General features: G+C 57.4%; 11 protein-coding genes. 2 read left to right on the top strand and 9 right to left on the bottom strand.

Features of this window, described 5'->3' with window-relative positions:
- Positions 1-38 precede the first annotated feature (38 nt).
- A complete protein-coding gene (gene pip / locus I6N98_RS16235) occupies positions 39-1,001 on the bottom strand; it encodes a prolyl aminopeptidase (RefSeq protein WP_232787381.1) in 963 nt (320 codons plus the stop codon).
- 153 nt (positions 1,002-1,154) lie between these two features.
- On the opposite strand from pip, the gene I6N98_RS16230 reads away from it, so the two are divergent.
- A complete protein-coding gene (locus I6N98_RS16230; RefSeq protein ID WP_198569367.1) occupies positions 1,155-1,475 on the top strand; it encodes a c-type cytochrome in 321 nt (106 codons plus the stop codon).
- A 47-nt stretch (positions 1,476-1,522) separates the two neighbouring features.
- Here the strand turns inward: I6N98_RS16230 and I6N98_RS16225 are convergent, their stop codons facing one another.
- The 3 genes from I6N98_RS16225 to I6N98_RS16215 form a co-directional block, all read right to left on the bottom strand.
- Positions 1,523-2,467, bottom strand: coding sequence for an oxygenase MpaB family protein (locus tag I6N98_RS16225; RefSeq protein WP_198569366.1), 945 nt, complete (start codon positions 2,465-2,467; stop codon positions 1,523-1,525).
- Positions 2,468-2,684: 217 nt separating this feature from the next.
- On the bottom strand, positions 2,685-3,614 hold the full coding sequence (locus I6N98_RS16220; protein ID WP_198569365.1) for a LysR substrate-binding domain-containing protein: 930 nt from the start codon (positions 3,612-3,614) through the stop codon (positions 2,685-2,687).
- Positions 3,615-3,787: 173 nt separating this feature from the next.
- Positions 3,788-7,051, bottom strand: coding sequence for an acetyl-CoA carboxylase family protein (locus I6N98_RS16215; RefSeq protein ID WP_198569364.1), 3,264 nt, complete (start codon positions 7,049-7,051; stop codon positions 3,788-3,790).
- Positions 7,052-7,389: 338 nt separating this feature from the next.
- On the opposite strand from I6N98_RS16215, the gene I6N98_RS16210 reads away from it, so the two are divergent.
- Complete coding sequence (locus I6N98_RS16210; protein ID WP_198569363.1) at positions 7,390-8,508, top strand: permease; 1,119 nt, start codon at positions 7,390-7,392, stop codon at positions 8,506-8,508.
- A gap of 108 nt (positions 8,509-8,616) precedes the next feature.
- Here the strand turns inward: I6N98_RS16210 and I6N98_RS16205 are convergent, their stop codons facing one another.
- From I6N98_RS16205 to I6N98_RS16185, 5 genes are all read right to left on the bottom strand, one after another.
- A complete protein-coding gene (locus tag I6N98_RS16205; protein ID WP_198569362.1) occupies positions 8,617-9,861 on the bottom strand; it encodes a cytochrome P450 in 1,245 nt (414 codons plus the stop codon).
- A gap of 23 nt (positions 9,862-9,884) precedes the next feature.
- Positions 9,885-12,317, bottom strand: coding sequence for a TonB-dependent receptor (locus I6N98_RS16200; protein WP_232787380.1), 2,433 nt, complete (start codon positions 12,315-12,317; stop codon positions 9,885-9,887).
- Between the two features lie 113 nt (positions 12,318-12,430).
- Entirely contained in the window at positions 12,431-14,530 is a 2,100-nt protein-coding gene (gene roxB / locus I6N98_RS16195; RefSeq protein WP_232787800.1) for a rubber dioxygenase RoxB, read from the bottom strand.
- A 467-nt stretch (positions 14,531-14,997) separates the two neighbouring features.
- Complete coding sequence (locus I6N98_RS16190) at positions 14,998-16,209, bottom strand: hypothetical protein (RefSeq protein WP_198569359.1); 1,212 nt, start codon at positions 16,207-16,209, stop codon at positions 14,998-15,000.
- A gap of 78 nt (positions 16,210-16,287) precedes the next feature.
- Positions 16,288-17,169 carry an oxygenase MpaB family protein gene (locus I6N98_RS16185; RefSeq protein WP_198569358.1) on the bottom strand — a complete coding sequence of 294 codons (882 nt, stop codon included), beginning with the start codon at positions 17,167-17,169 and terminating at the stop codon, positions 16,288-16,290.
- Positions 17,170-17,248 lie beyond the last annotated feature (79 nt).

Here is a 17,248-nt window from a genome sequence, read left to right as displayed (position 1 = left end):
TGCCACTAAAGGCGCGAATAGGCACTACAACGGTGTTATTAGTCGAATACGAGATTTTGGGCGAAGGCGTCGGTGGCCTTCACTAGCTCGCGGCAAATAAGTGAGTCCTCGGCTAGGTGGCCGCCGTTGTTGACGCGACTCATGCTGGCCCAGGGCAAGTGCTTGGCGAGAGTTTCTGAGGCGCTAAGGCGGCACAGATAATCATCGCGCCCATGGATGATTTTGATGGGCACTTGGGGCAGTTGGTGTAAATGATCGGCGATAGGGTGTTGGTCGAGAAAATAGTCGTGATAGGCGTAATGCAGCGCAATACTGGCTTTCTCTATTAGTAACTTTTCTTCAAGCTGAGATAGTGAGACGCTAGATGGCGAAGGGCGCTCTCTTCCCAAGGTTACGACGCTTGACCATGTCTCCCACAGTTTGGCATACATTAATTGCGTCCTGTGGTCGTCACTGCATAGTCGCTGGTAGTAGGCAGACACCATGTCGTGTTGTTCGTAGTCATTCACTGCATTACTAAATTGCTGCCAAGCCAAGGGGAAGTGGCGATTGGCACCGCGTTGAGTGAGCCAGTGAAGATCGGCCTTTCGAGCCAGGAAGCTGCCCCGCAGAATCATCGATGATACGGCCCGGGGGTAATGCTGTGCATATACCAGGGCCAGCGCCGCCCCCCAGGAACCGCCAAATAGCATCCAACTGGAGATATTCAGGGACGTTCGCAATGCTTCAATATCGTCGATAAGGTGCCATGTTGTATTGTCTTGGAGACCGCCATGGGGTTGGGAGCGTCCACAGCCCCGTTGGTCGAGCAAGATGATGTGATAGTGCTGGGGGTTAAAAAAGCGGTGGTGGTGGGGCCGGCAACCGGAACCTGGACCGCCGTGAAGGAATAACACCGGCAGCCCGCGGGGATTACCGCTGGTCTCAACATGCAAACGATGTCGGCCCGCACTCAGGGTAGTGCGTTGAATATCTTGAGGAGGCGGGTAGAGGGTATCCATACGATAAACACTATAGCAGTGAGGGGTATTGCCGTGAGTCATACTTTGGTCGTCTATGGCAGAGGCATAAGCTCATCCAAAGTACAGATGTTCGACCCACTACCCTGACATATATTTACGCTGGAAATCGCGTAATCAACCTGGAGAGTGAACATGAAAATCTGGCCAATTCCTGTTGGCGTTATGCTGCTATGGTGCGCGCCCTTTGTCGGTGCTGAGACCGGTAAATCCGGTGAAGAGGTGTACCAGGCTATTTGTCAGGCTTGCCATGCCAGCGGTGTGGGTAATGCTCCGGTTATGGGTGACCCCGTAGCGTGGTCATCACGAGCTGAGGCCGGTATGGAGGCGCTTTACGACCACGCTATTAACGGTCTGTCCGATAAAGGTGTGATGCCGCCAATGGGAATGTGCATGCAGTGCAGTGAAGAGGAAGTCAAAGCGGCGGTGGACTACATATTGGAGCAAAGCCGCTAAGGCTCTTGCTCCAGGAATGGAATTGGGAGGCCGGGCCTCCCTGTGGTTTAGCTGGTGGTTTCGGCAGCTGGGGGAGTGGGGCTCTGGAGGCCGCCTTTGGCTCGGAGCTCGGCCATTAGCTTGGCCTGCTTTTTCTTGCTCATCCACAAGAACTTGCGGGGTAGTCCCAGGCGCTCGGAGGCTTGTGCAGCCGGGCTGTTGGTGTTGGGGATCCGATCTGCCAGTTTGGCAACTATTTTTACGATAATGCGCCCCATCGGAGTGAGATCGTATTCCTTACCCAGATTTAAGCGCTCCCGCACGATGGGCGGCAGGATGTCTACCGACGCGCATACCAGGTGGTGAAGCAAAAAGGCGGGGACTTTGCGCTCTTTGCCGGAGGCTTTAAGCACCTGGAGAAATTCCTCATTAATTGGATGTGGCTCAAAGCCCGGTTCCAGCTCCATCATCATATCTTCGAAGTCGGCGATGGATGAGGGGCTGCGTTTGACGCCGTACAACTTGGGTATTTCGCCACCCTCGCTAAAGTATTGCAGCTCCTCGTCTTTGCTGAAGGGCGACACAAAACGGTCGTAGGCTTTGAAAAAGCCGAAGCCGGCGGTGGCCGCGACCCAATCCAGGAGCTCCTGGTCGAGCGCCTTGTAGGGCTGTCCGTCTGGCGTGGTGCCCTCGACTTTGGCGTGCATCCGATTGACACCGCCGATCACTTTGCGCGCTGCACTGGCAGGGCCGTATGTACCAATTGAAGCGGCATAACCTGTGCGTTCAGCACGGCCAACAGGGTCCACTTTATAGATAGAGTGATCCCATACGCCGCTGCGGATGCGCGGATCGGCAAACTCCAGGAGCACCGCTGTAACACCGCCGATCACCCGGGCGATGGGGTTTTTAAATATCTGCCAGGTAATCGAATCGGGTTCGGTGTAGGCGGGCTCTCCAGGGGGCTGGGTAAAGTCGAGCTTCCAGCCCATGTAAGATGTGCGTTCGGTCATGGCAGTGCCTCTTTAAATCCGGTCTTGCTGGCGGCGTTGCCAGCATTTTGCTTGGCTAAAATCCTAGCAATATCCTCTGCCGTTGCCCAGTCGTTGCTTGTTGTTTTTTGGCGGGTGTTGCTGTAAAAAACATATTAAAAACAGAGGCTTAAGATTTTATTATTTGTGCTCTGGATAAAGGCTATACAAAATTTCAATGGGCGGGGCGCGCCGAAGGTTATTCGCTGAGACTGTTGGCTGCACTGTTGTCGCGAAGAAATTGCATAAACCAACGATGACCGCTGTCGCTGTTGAGGGCACTGGGCCACATCAGCCATACTGGGATGGTATTAATATCCAGTGGCAGTGGGAAGCTTTTAAGCCGGTAGGCTGGCGCCAGGGTTTGGGCAATCGTAATGGGCATGGTGCCAATGGTATCGGTATGGCTAACCACCGAGGCCATGGCTGTGAAGCTGTGTATATAGAGCTTTACTTTGCGCTCTACCGACACGCCGCCGCCCAGAGCTTTTTCCAGTAATGATTTTTCCTGATCGCTGCGAATAAGGGAGACGTGCGCTTCATCAAAGTAGCGACTGGCGTCCAGTTCGTTGTCGATTCGGGGGTGCTGTTGTCGACAGACTGCAACCAGCGGCTCTTCGCTTATTCGTTCCCCTTCCAGTTTGTCCATGTCCTCGGGCAGCGAAAAGTGAATGGCCGCATCGGCCTCCAGGCGCCGTAAGGCGCTGCCAAAATCGAGTTTATCGGGGACCTTGTTGTACAGGCTCAGCCCTGAGCCCAGTTGGGCGAGTTGGGCCAGCAGTGGGCCAAAGGACACCATCTCCAAGTAGTCGTCCGCCAGCAGTGTAAATTCCCGCTCCTCGCTTGCCGGGTCAAAGTCGCCTTCTGTGCTTATAGCGGCGGCGATGAGTGACAGGGACTCCTGAACCTTGTCGTGAATCGTCCGTGCTCTGGGAGTGGGAATCATCCCGGCGGCGCTGCGGATAAATAACTCGTCTTTGAAGGTCAGTCGCAGCCGCTGCAAAGCAGAGCTCACCGCTGGCTGACTCATACCCAGTTTCTCTGCCGCCCGGGACATGTTCTGCTCCTGCACCAAGGCGTCAAAGATCGTGAGCAGGTTGAGGTCGACGGAGCGCAGGTTCACTTTCATATCGGCTACATATATTCAGGCTGTTGAAGGGCGGGCTTGTTTTGCCACAGTGTAACCCAATGGTTGATTTTGGATGTATTGAATCCCATGCCTTACCCCCTCATATCCGGTCGCCTCACACTTGGTCGCCCCTGGGCCTGCTGACCTGGAGCGCAACACGCTAGCTTGGTCCACTACCAGGTGTCGATAAAGCGGCCTTTACTGCTCTTTGCCAGTGAATTGGCGGTGGCATCCAGGCCACGCCGTATCCATTGGCGAGAATCGGCGGGGTCGATGACGGCATCCAGCTCAAAGTAACTGGCGATATAGGTGGCCTGACCCTTTCGGTAGCGAGAGGCGACCCGTTCCTCAAAGAAACGCTGCCGCTCCTCGGGATCGGTGATGGCCTCAAGTTCTTTTTTATAGGCCAGTCTGACCCCACCTTCCAAGCCCATTCCACCCAGCTCCCCGGTGGGCCAGGCGACGGTAAAAAAGGGTGTGTGGAAATCGCCGCCGGCGGCGGCCATGGCGCCAAGGCCGTAGGCTTTGCGCAGCACAATGGCAAATATCGGCACGGTGATGGACGCGGCGGTGACAAACAGGCGAGCGGCGTGGCGCACCAGTGCGCTTTCCTCGGCCTCCGGCCCCACCATGATCCCCGGGGTATCGATCAGCGACAGGATGGGCAGGCGGTGGGCATCACAGAGCCGCATAAACCGCGACGCTTTGTCAGCGCTGTCGGCGTCGATGGCGCCGGCATTGTGCAGCGGATTATTGGCTATCACCCCCATCGGTCGACCCTCGATTCGTATCAGTGCGGTGACGTAGGCTTGACCAAAGTCCCGGCGCAATTCCAATACCGAGTCGCTATCTGCCAGGGTATGGATTACCCGGCGAACATCGTAGGCCCGCAGCCGGTTTTCTGGAATGACATGGCGTAAGCGGCGTGGATCGTCGGCTTGCCAGTGCTGGACTGGACCCTGGAAATAGGACAGGTAGGCTTTACCGACCGCCACGGCCTCGGCCTCATCCTTTACGCTGATATCCACTACTCCATTGCGCCGCTGAGTGCCGATGGGGCCAATGTCCTCTGGGGCAAATTGCCCGAGTCCGCCGGCCTCGATCAGCGCTGGCCCAGCCATGCCGATATTGCTGTTGTCGGTGGCGATAATGACATCCGCCATACCGAGCAGAGCGGCGTTGCCGGCAAAACAGCGACCGGACACGATGCCCACTACAGGAACGTGGCCACTCAATTCAGCCAGTTTGCGAAAGGACTCGTTTTGCAGAGCGGCGATGGTGACGGGATCTTCCCGGGGCCGGCCGCCGCCACCCTCTGCAAACAGTACCAGCGGCAGGCGGTGTTCACGTGCCAGGTCAAATAGCCGATCGGTTTTCTGATGATTCTTGTGGCCTTGGGTGCCTGCCATCACAGTGGCGTCGTAACTGCCCACCACAACCTGAGCGGCGCTTTCGCCCACCAGGCTGGCGTTGATTGTCGCCATGCCCATCACAAAGCCATCGGCTGGGGTGGTTTCCCGTAGGGTTTCGTCGCTGTGGCGGGCGTGGAGATAGGCAACGGTCAGTTGGCCGTACTCGGTGAAACTGCCCGGGTCACAGAGGTCGGCGATGTTTTCCCGGGCGGTGCGTTGTCCCCGGCTGCGCCGCTTTTCCACCGCACGAGGCCGCGCTGAGTCCTCGGTTTCGGCGAGTCGTGCCTGCAGCAGTGCCAGGTCTGGGCGCACCGCATCCAGGTCCTGATGGGACTCCGTGGCTGCCTGTGTTGTGTCGGCCTCCCCAGTTTCGAAGGTGAAGAGCGCCTGGCCCTGTGTAACCGGCTCACCTGCACGACCGCAAACTGAGGTAATCACGCCATGGCTCGGCGCGGTGATGGCGTGCTCCAGTTTCATGGCTTCGATAGTTGCCAGCTCTTGACCTTGAGCCACGCGCTCGCCGTCACTGACGGTGACGCTGTTAACGATGCCATTAAGCGGAGCGCAAATCTCACCGGAGTCAGGGGCGCTATTGCCGCTGCCGGTATCGCACAGTTCGGCGGCGTGAAGCTCTACATAGCGGGTGTTCACGGTGTTGCGCGTTACATCCTCTCTGGCCAGGAGTTTGCTGAAAAAGCTCAGATTGGTGGCGATGCCGCTAATGCAAAACTCCTCCACGGCACGCCGGGCCTTGCGGATCACAGCGGCGAAGTCCGCCGTAGGGGAGCTGACCACTAGTTTTGCCAGCAAAGAGTCGAAGGCCCCGTTAGGGGTGTAACCGGCGTAGGCATGGGTGTCCAGCCGTATTCCCGGGCCGCCCGGTGGCCGAAACTCGGTAAGGGTCCCCGATGCGGGCAATGCCGTCCCCTCAGAAGAGAGCTGCTCGGCATTGATCCGCAGCTGTATGGCATAGCCTCTAGGCGAGTGTGACGGGGATGAGGCACTCCCCAGTAGATTGAGGTTGGCGAGGGAGCGGCCCGCCGCCAGTTGCAATTGCACCGCGACCAAGTCCATGCCGTATACCTCTTCAGTGACAGTGTGCTCCACCTGAAGGCGGGGGTTAACCTCCAAAAATACGAATTCGCCGCTGTCCTGATCAAGCAAAAACTCCACCGTCGCAAGGCCGCGATAGTGGCAGGCCTGGGCGATGCGCAGGGCAGCGTCGAGGATGGCTTGGCGGGTCTGTTTGTCGAGACTTGGGCTCGGGGCTATTTCCATCAACTTTTGGTGTTGCCGTTGCAGGCTGCACTCCCGCTCCCCGAGATGCACAACCTGATCGCCATCGCCAGCGATTTGGACCTCAATATGGCGGGCGTTGGCGATATAGCGCTCGACGTACACCTCAGCGCTACCAAAGGCTCGCTGTGCCTCGCTCTGACAGCGCTGGTAAGCGGTATTGAGCTCGTCGGCCCGCTTTACTACCCGCATACCCTTGCCGCCGCCCCCGGCCAAGGCCTTGATCATCATTGAGTTGCCGGCAGGGAGGGCGTTGAAAAACGCGGTGGCGTCCTCCAACGAGGTGGCTCCTTCGGTTCCCGCGCTGATGGCGAGGCCCGATTGTTGAGCCAATTGCCGGGCGCGGCTTTTGTCCCCTAGTTTGCTAAGCGTGGCAGCGTCCGGGCCGACAAAGATGAGCCCTTCCTGTAGGCAGGCCTCAGCGAGGGCCGGGTTTTCGCTCAATAAGCCGTAGCCAGGGTGTACCGCATCGCATTGATGGTGTTTTGCCGCGGAGATAAGGGCCTGGATATCCAGGTAGGCTGCCGCCCCCGTCCCTGACAAAGGGTGACTAATATTGGCGTGCCGAAGGTGCCCGCAGCTGGCGTCGTCCTCACTGAAAACGGCGACTGTTTCAATGTCCATTTCAACAGCGCTGCGGGCAATGCGGACAGCCACTTCACCGCGATTGGCGATGAGCAGGCGATGGATTGGGCGGGGTGATGGAGAGGGCGGAACTTGGCTGGACATGTAGTTATTCTCGGTCGTTAAAATCGGCGTGTGTTACTGCGCGAAGTTGCACAAGGAGGCTGCACAAGATAGCCCCGAGTTTTACCATGAATGAGGGGCTGATTCACACGGGCTTAGGCAACTAAATACAGTGTCCTTTCCGAACTGATGGCGTGAATGGGCACCTTGAAGTCACACCGGGTTGCCGGCTTGACAGCGGGCAGTCTTGGCCGGACAGTGAGTGGTGACATGATTGGCATCTGTACAGATGCCAGTTAATGCCTAGCCAGAAACCAACACTGGGTTTACACAAAGTGAGCCAGCAACGACGTGAAGGCCACTATTAAAGGGAGGTCACCGTGTCAGAGCATCACCACCATCACAGTGGCGAGCATTGCAGTGCTGGCCATAGCAATGCTGAAGAGAATAACCCTCAACAACATCAGCACGGTCCGGGTTGTCATGACGGTGGTCCGGACTATTTGCTGTGGGGCTCGCTGCTGGGCGTCGTGGTCTTGTATTTGCACTATACCGTATTGCCGTCCAGCACTGGCTGGGCCTCCTGGTATCAAACCCTGGCCTCGTCGGTTGTCGAGCTGATTAATACCATGTGGTGGGGCTTGCTATTAGGCATGATGATGGTAGCCGTGCTGTCAAAAGTCCCGCGGGAATTTGTGATGTCGGTACTGGGCACTCGACGCGGCCCGGTGGGCGTTCTCCGTGCCACGGCGGCCGGTGTTATGCTGGACTTGTGCAGCCACGGCATTTTGATGGTGGGTGCCAAGCTCTACGAGCGGGGCGCCAGTATCGGCCAGGTCATTGCCTTGCTGGTGGCCAGCCCGTGGAACTCCTTCTCCCTGACCTTGGTGCTGATTGCTTTAATCGGCCTGCCATGGACGATTGCCTTTATCGTGATGTCGATGGCGATTGCCATTGTGGTGGGCTTGTTGTTTGACAGTTTCGTCAGTCGGGGTGTGTTGCCAGACAATCCTGCCCGGGGCGACTTGCCCGAGGATTTTCGCTTCTGGGCCGAGACGAAAAAAGGCCTGTCGAACACCCAATTTAACCGGGGTTTCTGGCGCAGCATGCTGCGCGCCGGGGTGATGGAATCGCGAATGGTACTGCGATGGATTTTCTTTGGTGTGCTGCTGGCCAGTCTGGTGCGGGCCTTTGTCAGCGCCGACATGTTCGAAACCTATTTCGGGCCCACTTTGGCTGGGCTCGGTTTAACCATGTTGGTGGCGACCATCCTTGAGGTGTGCTCTGAAGGGTCCACACCGATAGCAGCCGATTTGGTAGGTCGTGCGGGAGCACCGGGTAACGGCTTTGCGTTTTTAATGACAGGGGTGTCGACTGACTACACCGAGGTGATGATTCTGAAAGACACTACTCGGTCCTGGAAAATAGCTCTGTTTTTGCCCTTGCTGACAGTGCCCCAGGTTTTGGTCGTCGCCTGGGTGATGAATCTGGCTGCCTAGGGCCTGTTTACTATTAGGCAAGCAAGGTGTTGAAGAGGCGTGTAGAAAGCAAATAAAAAAGGCGGCCCTATTGGAGCCGCCTTTTGAGTATGCCGCGATGTTTCGGTCTTAGGCTTTAAAGCGATATTTGATCGGCAGAGAGCTCAAACCGCTAACAAAGTGACTGGGAATAAAGCTGGGCTCACCATTGAGCTCGATGCTCTCAAGTTGTGGCAGTAACAGCCGCATAAAGGTTTCCACCTCCATACGGGCTAAGTGCATGCCCAGGCAGTTGTGCCGCCCATAGCCAAAGGCAATGTGCTTACTGGCCTTGCGGGTGACATCAAATTCCAAGGGACGTTCGATGGCTTCTGCGTCCCGGTTGCCCGATTCAAAGAACATGGCAACCGTATCCCCTTTCTTGATAGGCACACCGCGAATCTCGGTATCGGCCAATACGGTTCTGGCGAAATGCTTCACCGGGGTCACCCAGCGAATCATTTCATCGGCGGCCTGGGGCATTAGCGCCGGTTCGGCGAGAAGCTTCTGATGCTGCTCGGGGTGAGTGAGCAGGGCCTGGAGCCCACCGGCCAAACTGGCGCTGGTGGTATCGTGGCCGGCGGTAGCTAGTAGCACAAAGTAGGAGGTCAGGGTGAAGTCATCGATCAATTCCCCATCCAGTTTGGCGTTGGAGAGGATGCTGGCAATGTCATCGCCGGGGTTTTGGCGGCGGTCGGCAGCCAGCGCACTGAAGTAGCCGCCCATTTCCGTTACCGTCTCCAAAAACACGGTCATGGTGTCTTTGTCGTCGGTGGCGAAACTTTCCGGCGCGAACAGTTGCTGGGTCAAACGCAGAATCTGCGCTTCATCCTGCTCGGGAATACCGATCAGCTGCAGCACCACGCGAAGGGGATACCAGAAGGCGATATCGGCAGCAAAGTCGCATTCACCGCCTTTATCGCGCATACGCTGGATAAAGCCCTCCGCCAGCTCGGCGACGTGGCCGCGTAGCTTGGCGATATTGGTCGGCATAAACCAGTCCCGGGTGATCTTACGCAGCGCCATATGCCGCTCACCTTCCATGTGGACTAGGGTTTTAACGCCCATGATTTCACCGAAGCGCTCTTGATTTTCCTTCTCAAGGGCTTCGAGAATCAGTACCGCGCGAGGCTCAGCGCTGAACAGTTCTGGGTGCGATTCGATATAGCGAATATCGTCGTAGCGAGTAATCGCCCAGTAGGGGCGAATGTCCTCTGGCTCAACCCAACACACCGGCTCAGTGGTGCGCAGCTCATCCAGTTTGCTGCGAATAGCCTCTGGGTTTGCGTAACCCAGAGGCTCGCTGAGTATGGTGTTGGCCTTGCTGCTGCTCATAGTTCGTTCCCCGGGTTCGTCAATTAGAAGTGTGCTTTCAGGCTAAGACCCACTTGTCGGGGTTCATTGAGGTAGGCGTTAAACGAGCCCTCTTGCACTGGCATCGCAAAGTAGATGGTGCGGTAGGTGACGTCTGTGCAGTTCTTGCAGAAAAAGCTCAGGTCGTAGTCATTGTCACCGAAGTAGCGCAACCCCAGGGTCAGGTCCAACAAGGTGTAGGGTCCCTGGGTGGGCTCGTCGGGGGTATCCGGGCTGGCCCAGTGCTCGCCGCTGTAAGAAGCAGAAATGCGACCGTAGCCAGCGAGTGACGGCGTAAAGGGCTGCTCGTAGCTAAGCGCTGCGACCCCAGACAGGTCTGGTGCACGAGGGGTTTGCCGGCCGTCGAGGTGACGAATAGTTTCCGGCGCATTGCCCAGGTCGGAAAACTCCGCCTTGAGGTAGGTGATGCTCAAGCTGCCCCGCAGGCGGTCGGTAATTTGTGCGGTGTTTTCAATTTCGATACCCCGGGAGGTTGCTTCACCAGTGTTGCGGGTAAAGAAGTTGAAGCCATCGAAGAAGTTAATTTGCAGATCTTCGTAAATGGTATCGAACAGCGCAATGTTGGTTTGTGCGCGGCCATCCCAGTAACGGGACTTCAAACCCAGTTCCCAGCTGGTGGCGTATTCGGGCTCGTAGCTGGTGTTGTTCTGGTTAACGGCTTCCTGAAACAGGTTAACTGCACCGGACTTATAGCCCTTGGAGAAAGTCAGGTAAGTCATTACGTCATCGGCCAGCTCGTAGGTGCCTGATACCGTGGTAGTGACAACGCTGCTTTCGTAGTCGTCCTTAAAGCTGGGTGAGTTGTAGATGCCGAACAGATCAAAGGCGTTCCGTGGTGTGGTCAGATTGCCAGTGGGGGTGGGGCCCAGCAATCCAGTTGCCATAATGATCTGCGCTAACTCCGAGTTATACCAGTATACCTGGTCGTAGCCGCCGTCTTTTTTGTCCTGGCTGTAGCGGGCACCGGCAACCAGTGTGAAGCCATTGTCAAAGTGGGTTTGGGTGTGGAAAAAGGCCGCCGCACTGCTGGCATCCTGGTAGTAATAATCTTCGGTAATGCGGTCGCCGGGGGTGGAGGGGAACAGGTCGAAGGCCTGAATACCCACCAGATTACCAATCAGGCTCAGTGTGGCGGTGCAACCCAGGGTCATGCCCGGCGGACGGCACAGGGGGGCGGTATCAACGCTAAGGCCCAGCAATTCGGGAATGGCCCGAGTGGTGCGGAAGCTGGCATAGTTATTACTGTCGGTGTCGGCAATGAATTGTCGGGTACTGGTGTATTCCTCTTCGGAGTAAAACAGGCCGGCGACAATATCGGTGCGACCCCAGGTGGTAGAGAAGTTAATTTCCTGGGAGAAAAAATCAATCTGGGTAGGCTCAGACAGCACGATGATATGAGCCGGGCCAAAGTCGGCGTCACCGCGAATCTGTTCGTCTTTAAAGCGACGAATACCAGTGACCGATTTTAGATCACCGGATTCCAGAGCCCAGTCCAGGGTCCAGGCCAGGCCGATATCTTCGCGGAATTCTTCAGAGTCCTGGTTGTTGTTGGTCAGACGCTGGTCTTCTGCCGGGCCCTGTTTGTAGAAGTCCCGTCCCCGCAGGTTAGCGTAATACTCGATGTCGTCGGTAAGTGGACCGCTAACGACCTGTACGCTACCCCAACAGCAACCTGCATCGGACTTAGAGTAGTCCAGAACCAGCCAGGAGCTTAATGTATCGCTGACATCCCACAGCCATTGGGCTTTGGCGCTCAGACGGTCAGTTTGGTTGTAGGTGCGATCGAATTGGCGACTGCGATAGAAGCCGTCTTGTTTGTTACTGACCACAGAAAAACGCAGGGCGTGATTATCTGAAACTGGCAGATTAACTGCAGCGGAGACAAACTCCTTGTTGTAGCTGCCGCCCAGCACCTCGGCGTTGCCGTTGATGCCGTCAAAGTTGGGTTTGTTACTGGTGAGGGAGAGGGCGCCGGCTACGGTGTTTTTACCAAATAGCGTGCCTTGAGGGCCGCGCAATAGTTCCAGTGAGCCGATATCATTCATATCCTGCAGGGCCATGCCTGAACGTGAACGATACACGCCGTCGATAAAGACGCCCACGGCACCTTCAAAGGTACGGCCGTTGCCCACGGTGCCGATACCGCGGATTTTGAGGCTGGAGTTTTGCGAGCTTTGGCCTGCGTCAAAGCTGATACTGGGGTTGACGTCGGTGAGGTCGGCGACGTCGAATACGCCGGCTTCACGCATGGCGTCTTGAGATAGGGCCGTCACCGCGATAGGAACATCCTGCGCACTTTGGGTCCGCTTTTGAGCCGTCACCACCACTTCCTCGAGGGCCGGTGCGGCCAGTGCACCACTTGCGCCTGCCACTAGCAGCGCAGCAGTGATGTATTTAAGTCCGTATCGCATTCTCATTCCTCTCTTCCAACAGCTGATTGGGTTACCGTTGGAGTATTATTTCACTAAATGTTTTAGCCGATTGGGTTAAGGCGCCGCACTTGATTATGCGGCGCCACTTCAGGGGCGACCTATAGCGTCTTCAGGTATTCCTTAATCGCGCGACGCTCCGCTTCGGTCAGCACCGCGGTAAACTCGTGGCCGCCATTGCCCTGGCTGTAGTAGTTGGTGTTGTAGATTTTGCGCTCTTCAATTTGCTGATCGGTGAAAATCGGCACATTGAGTAAGTTCCAAGCCAGGCCGCCATTGCCCCACAGTAGGCCGAGGGCGTCCTGCAAGGTGGTGCCGCCGGACTCCATTGGGTTGCAGTCAATCAGCGGAATGGTCACGCCCACCAAGGGTATGGGTAATGAGGTGCCCGCTTCGCAGGCCAGCTGCTGGTAATTCCAGCCCAAATTTTCCCGGTCGTAGCCTGTTTGCAGACTGTAGTCAAAGCCCATCACCACTTGACCTTCCAGGCCTTCGGGAGCGGGCACCGAGTTGCGGCGCCAAATCTCGGGGCGCTTGCTGGGGTCGAGCACCCCTTCGATGTTGGGCACCGAACCGTTATGGAAGTAGGGGGCCGTGGCCCAAACACCGTAGAGAGGTGGCGCTAGGTAGCCCAGTTCGGTATCGCCGCGTAGTGACGGGTCGGCCCAATTGCCACACAGCGATACGCCGTCGTCGTTGTAGGGGCCGTCAGAATAGGCGAACCAGTTTTCCCGGGAGTATTCCTGCACCCTTGTGGAGTTACCATTGAGGCGGGCGCGGTCGGTGTCGATGATATCAATGGGCGTAATGTAGGACGCGATACCTTCCAGTAAGGGCGAGTCGAGGAATGCCGGATCGTTGGCGTAGCGCGGTGAGTACGCGCCGTGGCAGCTAGCACAGGAGCCGTTGCCGCCCTCGGGGCGTTCGGTGGGGTTATTGAGCCCCGGTGCCCACAAGTCTTTGGCGTGGAATAACACCGCCCCGGCTTCAGCGAGTTGGGTGTCGATATCGCCGAGGCTGTTTTCCGGCCAGGCGGGAGACTTCAACCCGGTCATCCAGGTGTCGCCGTCCTGCTGGTTTTCTAACACCCATTGCTTGGCGCCTTCCAAGTCGTTAAAGAAATCCGGGAAGTGGAAGGACAGCTCTATGCGTTTGGCATCCACTTTCTGTGCGCCGTCAAAGAACTTGGCGGTGCGACTTCCCACGTTCCACCACACCGGGGGATCTTCGGTCCCGGTGGAGGGCTCGGCTTGCACCGAGAGCCAGCCCGGAAGGGTTTGGAAATCCGCCAGGGTCAGGGTGCCAAACAACTGGAAGTTAGTGATGTTACCGGTGCCGCGCACCTTGTTTTGGGAAATGATCGCCAGCGCCGCCTGCTGGGGTGCGAGGCGCGCCAGATCGGTAAACATCACGGTGATGTCAGACAGGGAGTTGGTGCCATACATTGGACCCAGCTCCGGACTGTCGGCTTCCGAGCCGACGCCGCCGCCGTGACAGATGCTGCAGGTTACATTGAGCTGCCCGGTCCAGGTGCCATCGGCTTCCCGTAATTGGGTCACGCCCATGGGCAGCTGACCGCTACCGCCGTTCATACCCGGGGCGTTGGGATCCTCGCCTGGCAGCGGGTAGGGGTTGCGCACTTTAGATAGCGGCATCCCCCAGCGCTGGGCGACCAGCTCGTCGAATTGTGCAGGCCGTTGTGACAAGCCCCAGATTGAATCCCACATCTCGGCGTAGTCAGCCGCGGCAAAGCCGAACATGGATTCGCTGTGGTCACCGGTAAACATACTGCCGGCGCCTGGTCGGCCCTCGGCGGCGACCAGGGCCAGCCCCTCGGCATCGCGACGGCGCAGTTCACCGCAGGTGCCGGGGTGGTTGTCGTCCTGGCAGGTCTGCCACCAGGCATTCATCAATACCGCTTTGCCCTCGTTGACGCCGGGCACGACCATTTCCCTCGGGTCGGCGGGAACGGGAGTACTGTCAGGCTTGCCCTCACAGTAGTCGTGCCAGTAGTGACCGCCGCGGCGACTGCCCAATAGCGATGACGTCGATGATGGTTCGCCGCCGGCATTGCTATTGGAGTCGCCGTTACTGTTGGTCGAATTGTTGGTTTGTGCGCTGCCGCTACTGCCGCCGCAGCCACTGAGTATTGTTGCGGTGCTGATTAGCACCGCGAATAGGGTTTGCCTCACCGTTACCATCTTTATGCCCATCCTGGTTAGCGCTGTTATTTTTGCGTCGCTTTTTTGTATTGCTTGCTTCTTTTATACAGCTTGCTGCTTCGTTTTTGCTTGAGGTAGCGCGGATCGATACGCCCGCTGAATGCACCTGGTTGGCGTGGCAGCTGCTGCCACTAAGCACATATTGTACTTTTGTATGCAAATTTGTACACCTGTACATTTGTTAAGTCAAGCGTCGGCTTATTAGTCGCGTTGGTGGGGCTAGGGTTGTCTGAAAATCAGTGTTGCAGAGAGGACAGCGGTGGCACCGCTGAAAAAGTGTGGCCTTGGGGACGCTAGTCTTGAGTGGTTGTATGCTGGTCTTGCGGTCGCTGTGGATGCAGCCGCTGTGGATGCAGCCGCTGTGCTAACAACAGGCGCTGGACTGTCTGGAAAGCCCGCTATCGCCGCGGACAGCACCACTCGCCAAGGCGCTGTCCGTCGTCAACTTAAAACACCAGCCATTTTGGCTGGGCTTCACTGCCGTAGTGCCCCAAATAGCGGCGTTCGACAAATTTGCCGGCGTCATTGCGCAACGGGTCGGTTTCTACCTCAACATAAACAGTGAAGGGCGCGCCGGCGTGGAGACCAGCCTCACCGAGGTGTATTGCCGCCTCGTATTGTCGGTGGCCGGCGCTCATTGACGATGTGCCGGCGGCATATTGGTAAAGGCCCCAATCGCTGATCTGGTATTTTTTCCAGCGCTCGTCATCGTTTTTGGGCGGCTTGCCCTGCCAGCGGAATCGGGTTTGGCGGATGCTGGTGACACCTCCGCTGCGGCCAATATGAATACGCTCGTTGACTAAATTTTCCAGCAAGCCGGCGTGGAAGTAGACCCGCAGTTGATCGTAGCCCCCGGGCGTTTTTTCGCCGCGTGCGTCGCAGGCAATAAACAGCCACTCACCGTCGGTTTGCAGATAGAGGTCGGTGCCGAGCTCTTCGTCCACCGCCAGCACAATGGCATCCTGCCATTCGCTGGTCTCCAGTATGCCGTCGATGGTGGGCTGCCCCTCGGTGAGGGGGATGTAGGCGGCGCTCTGGTGATCCGGTAGCGGGCGCATCTTGGCGAGCTCGCTTCGGGCAGTTTTAATCTGTCGCTCTAGCTCACTGTCATCATATCGGCGGCTGCTGGATGAGCTTTTACGCGCGATGTAGTCCCGGCTCTGAATTTTCTGTCGATAAAGCGAGGCAAAGGAGTCGGCGTCGCCGATTGCCGCCGTGTATTGGTCCGGGCTGGTGGGTGGGATTAGGCGTTGGCTGGCAGGGCGGCCCTGGTTGCCAGATGTTGCCTGAACTGAAGCGCTGCTCGCGCGCTCAGCGCGTCGTTCGGCTCGCTGGTCCGGCTGGTAAAACACGAAGTAATAAATAATGCCGGCAAAGATCAGGCCGTCTACCAAAAAGAACACCAGTAATGCCTTGGGGTTAAAGCGCGTTTTGCGGATGGCGCCATCGGCATCGACGCCACTGCTCTCTGGCAGAGCTTGGTCTTTGAATAGCCAGGGCTTACGCTTCTTGAGCTCGGCGGCAAATTTATCGACTTCTATTTTTGCCGTGGTGAGATCGCAACCCGTGGCCTCTCGGTAGAGCTTGATGGCCTCAACAAGCTGACCCCGGCCCAGGGCTTTTTCCAGGTTGTAGGCCTGTAGTGCGGTGAGTGCCATCGCTGCATTCCTTGCGGGTGAAAACCATTGGGGTAGACCCTTGATAATACACCAAACGTCGCAAGGGCGGCGCCGCGCCTAGGTTCCGAGCCGGCGGCTTTTTTGATAGAGGTAGTCCGCTGGCAAACCCAGTCGCTGACAGCTTTGTACGGCGGGGGAGTTCTTGATCACCATGCGATCTGTGAGCTTGCCAAATAGAGTGACCAGCCAGCGCTCCCAGGGGCGCAGTCGTCCCATATCCTCAAGCTCCAGCTGGGTGAGCAGCGGCGGCGGTAGTAGCGATACCGCGGCGCGGATAAACAGCCCTTGAAAGGGGCGCATAATTCCGGGCAGTGCGGGGGTACGGCGCATGATGTCGAGAAACTCTCGATTCACTTCGGTCGCCTGTAGCTGGTCGCTGATGGCAGCAAAGTGCTCCTTGCATTCGATTTCGCTGCTGGGGCAGCCGGGTGCGCCATACACCGAGGCGCTGTTGAGTGCTTCGCTGTAGAAACGGTCCCGATCGGCGAGGGGGACTTCCCGAACAAAGGCACGATAGGCCTCCAAAAAGCCGAATGAAGCCGTGGTGTGCACCCAGTTCATTAACTCCCGCTGGGAGGCGTGGTAGCGGACGCCATCCTCGGTGGTGCCGCGAATTTTGGCGTGGCGCTGATTGACGCCGTGAATCAGTCGGCGGGCGGTGGATTCAGCGCCGTATACCGTCACCATGGCCGCCAGCCCAGTGCGTTTCAGGCGCGGCAGAGGCTTATCCTTGAATTCAGTATTATCCCAAACGCCAGCGCGAATGCGGGGCTCTGCCAGTTCTAATAGGGTCGCGGTAATCCCGCCGATAAACATGGCCACCGGGTTTTTGAACACCTGCCAGGACACCGAATCAGGGGATAGCATGGCCGGCTCACCGGCGGGCTTGAGAAAGCTGATGTCACGCATATCGACTTGCGGTGTGGGATTCTCTGACATGGTTTTGGCCTCCCAGGGGGTCACTGACGATCAATGGCGCCATAGATTAGAGCAAATAGGCCCCCAGTTTGGTTTGGGG

The organism is Spongiibacter nanhainus (assembly GCF_016132545.1).
GTDB lineage: Bacteria > Pseudomonadota > Gammaproteobacteria > Pseudomonadales > Spongiibacteraceae > Spongiibacter > Spongiibacter nanhainus.
The sequence above is the reverse complement of the archived record's forward strand: the minus strand, read 5'-3'. Positions and strand labels throughout refer to the sequence as shown.

Excerpts from the sequence above, each read along its gene's own strand:
- pip (WP_232787381.1), bottom strand. The coding sequence starts at position 1,001 with ATGGATACCCTCTACCCGCCTCCTCAAGATATTCAACGCACTACCCTG.
- I6N98_RS16230 (WP_198569367.1), top strand. The coding sequence starts at position 1,155 with ATGAAAATCTGGCCAATTCCTGTTGGCGTTATGCTGCTATGGTGCGCG.
- I6N98_RS16225 (WP_198569366.1), bottom strand. The coding sequence starts at position 2,467 with ATGACCGAACGCACATCTTACATGGGCTGGAAGCTCGACTTTACCCAG.
- I6N98_RS16220 (WP_198569365.1), bottom strand. The coding sequence starts at position 3,614 with ATGAAAGTGAACCTGCGCTCCGTCGACCTCAACCTGCTCACGATCTTT.
- I6N98_RS16215 (WP_198569364.1), bottom strand. The coding sequence starts at position 7,051 with ATGTCCAGCCAAGTTCCGCCCTCTCCATCACCCCGCCCAATCCATCGC.
- I6N98_RS16205 (WP_198569362.1), bottom strand. The coding sequence starts at position 9,861 with ATGAGCAGCAGCAAGGCCAACACCATACTCAGCGAGCCTCTGGGTTAC.
- I6N98_RS16200 (WP_232787380.1), bottom strand. The coding sequence starts at position 12,317 with ATGAGAATGCGATACGGACTTAAATACATCACTGCTGCGCTGCTAGTG.
- roxB (WP_232787800.1), bottom strand. The coding sequence starts at position 14,530 with ATGGTAACGGTGAGGCAAACCCTATTCGCGGTGCTAATCAGCACCGCA.
- I6N98_RS16190 (WP_198569359.1), bottom strand. The coding sequence starts at position 16,209 with ATGGCACTCACCGCACTACAGGCCTACAACCTGGAAAAAGCCCTGGGC.
- I6N98_RS16185 (WP_198569358.1), bottom strand. The coding sequence starts at position 17,169 with ATGTCAGAGAATCCCACACCGCAAGTCGATATGCGTGACATCAGCTTT.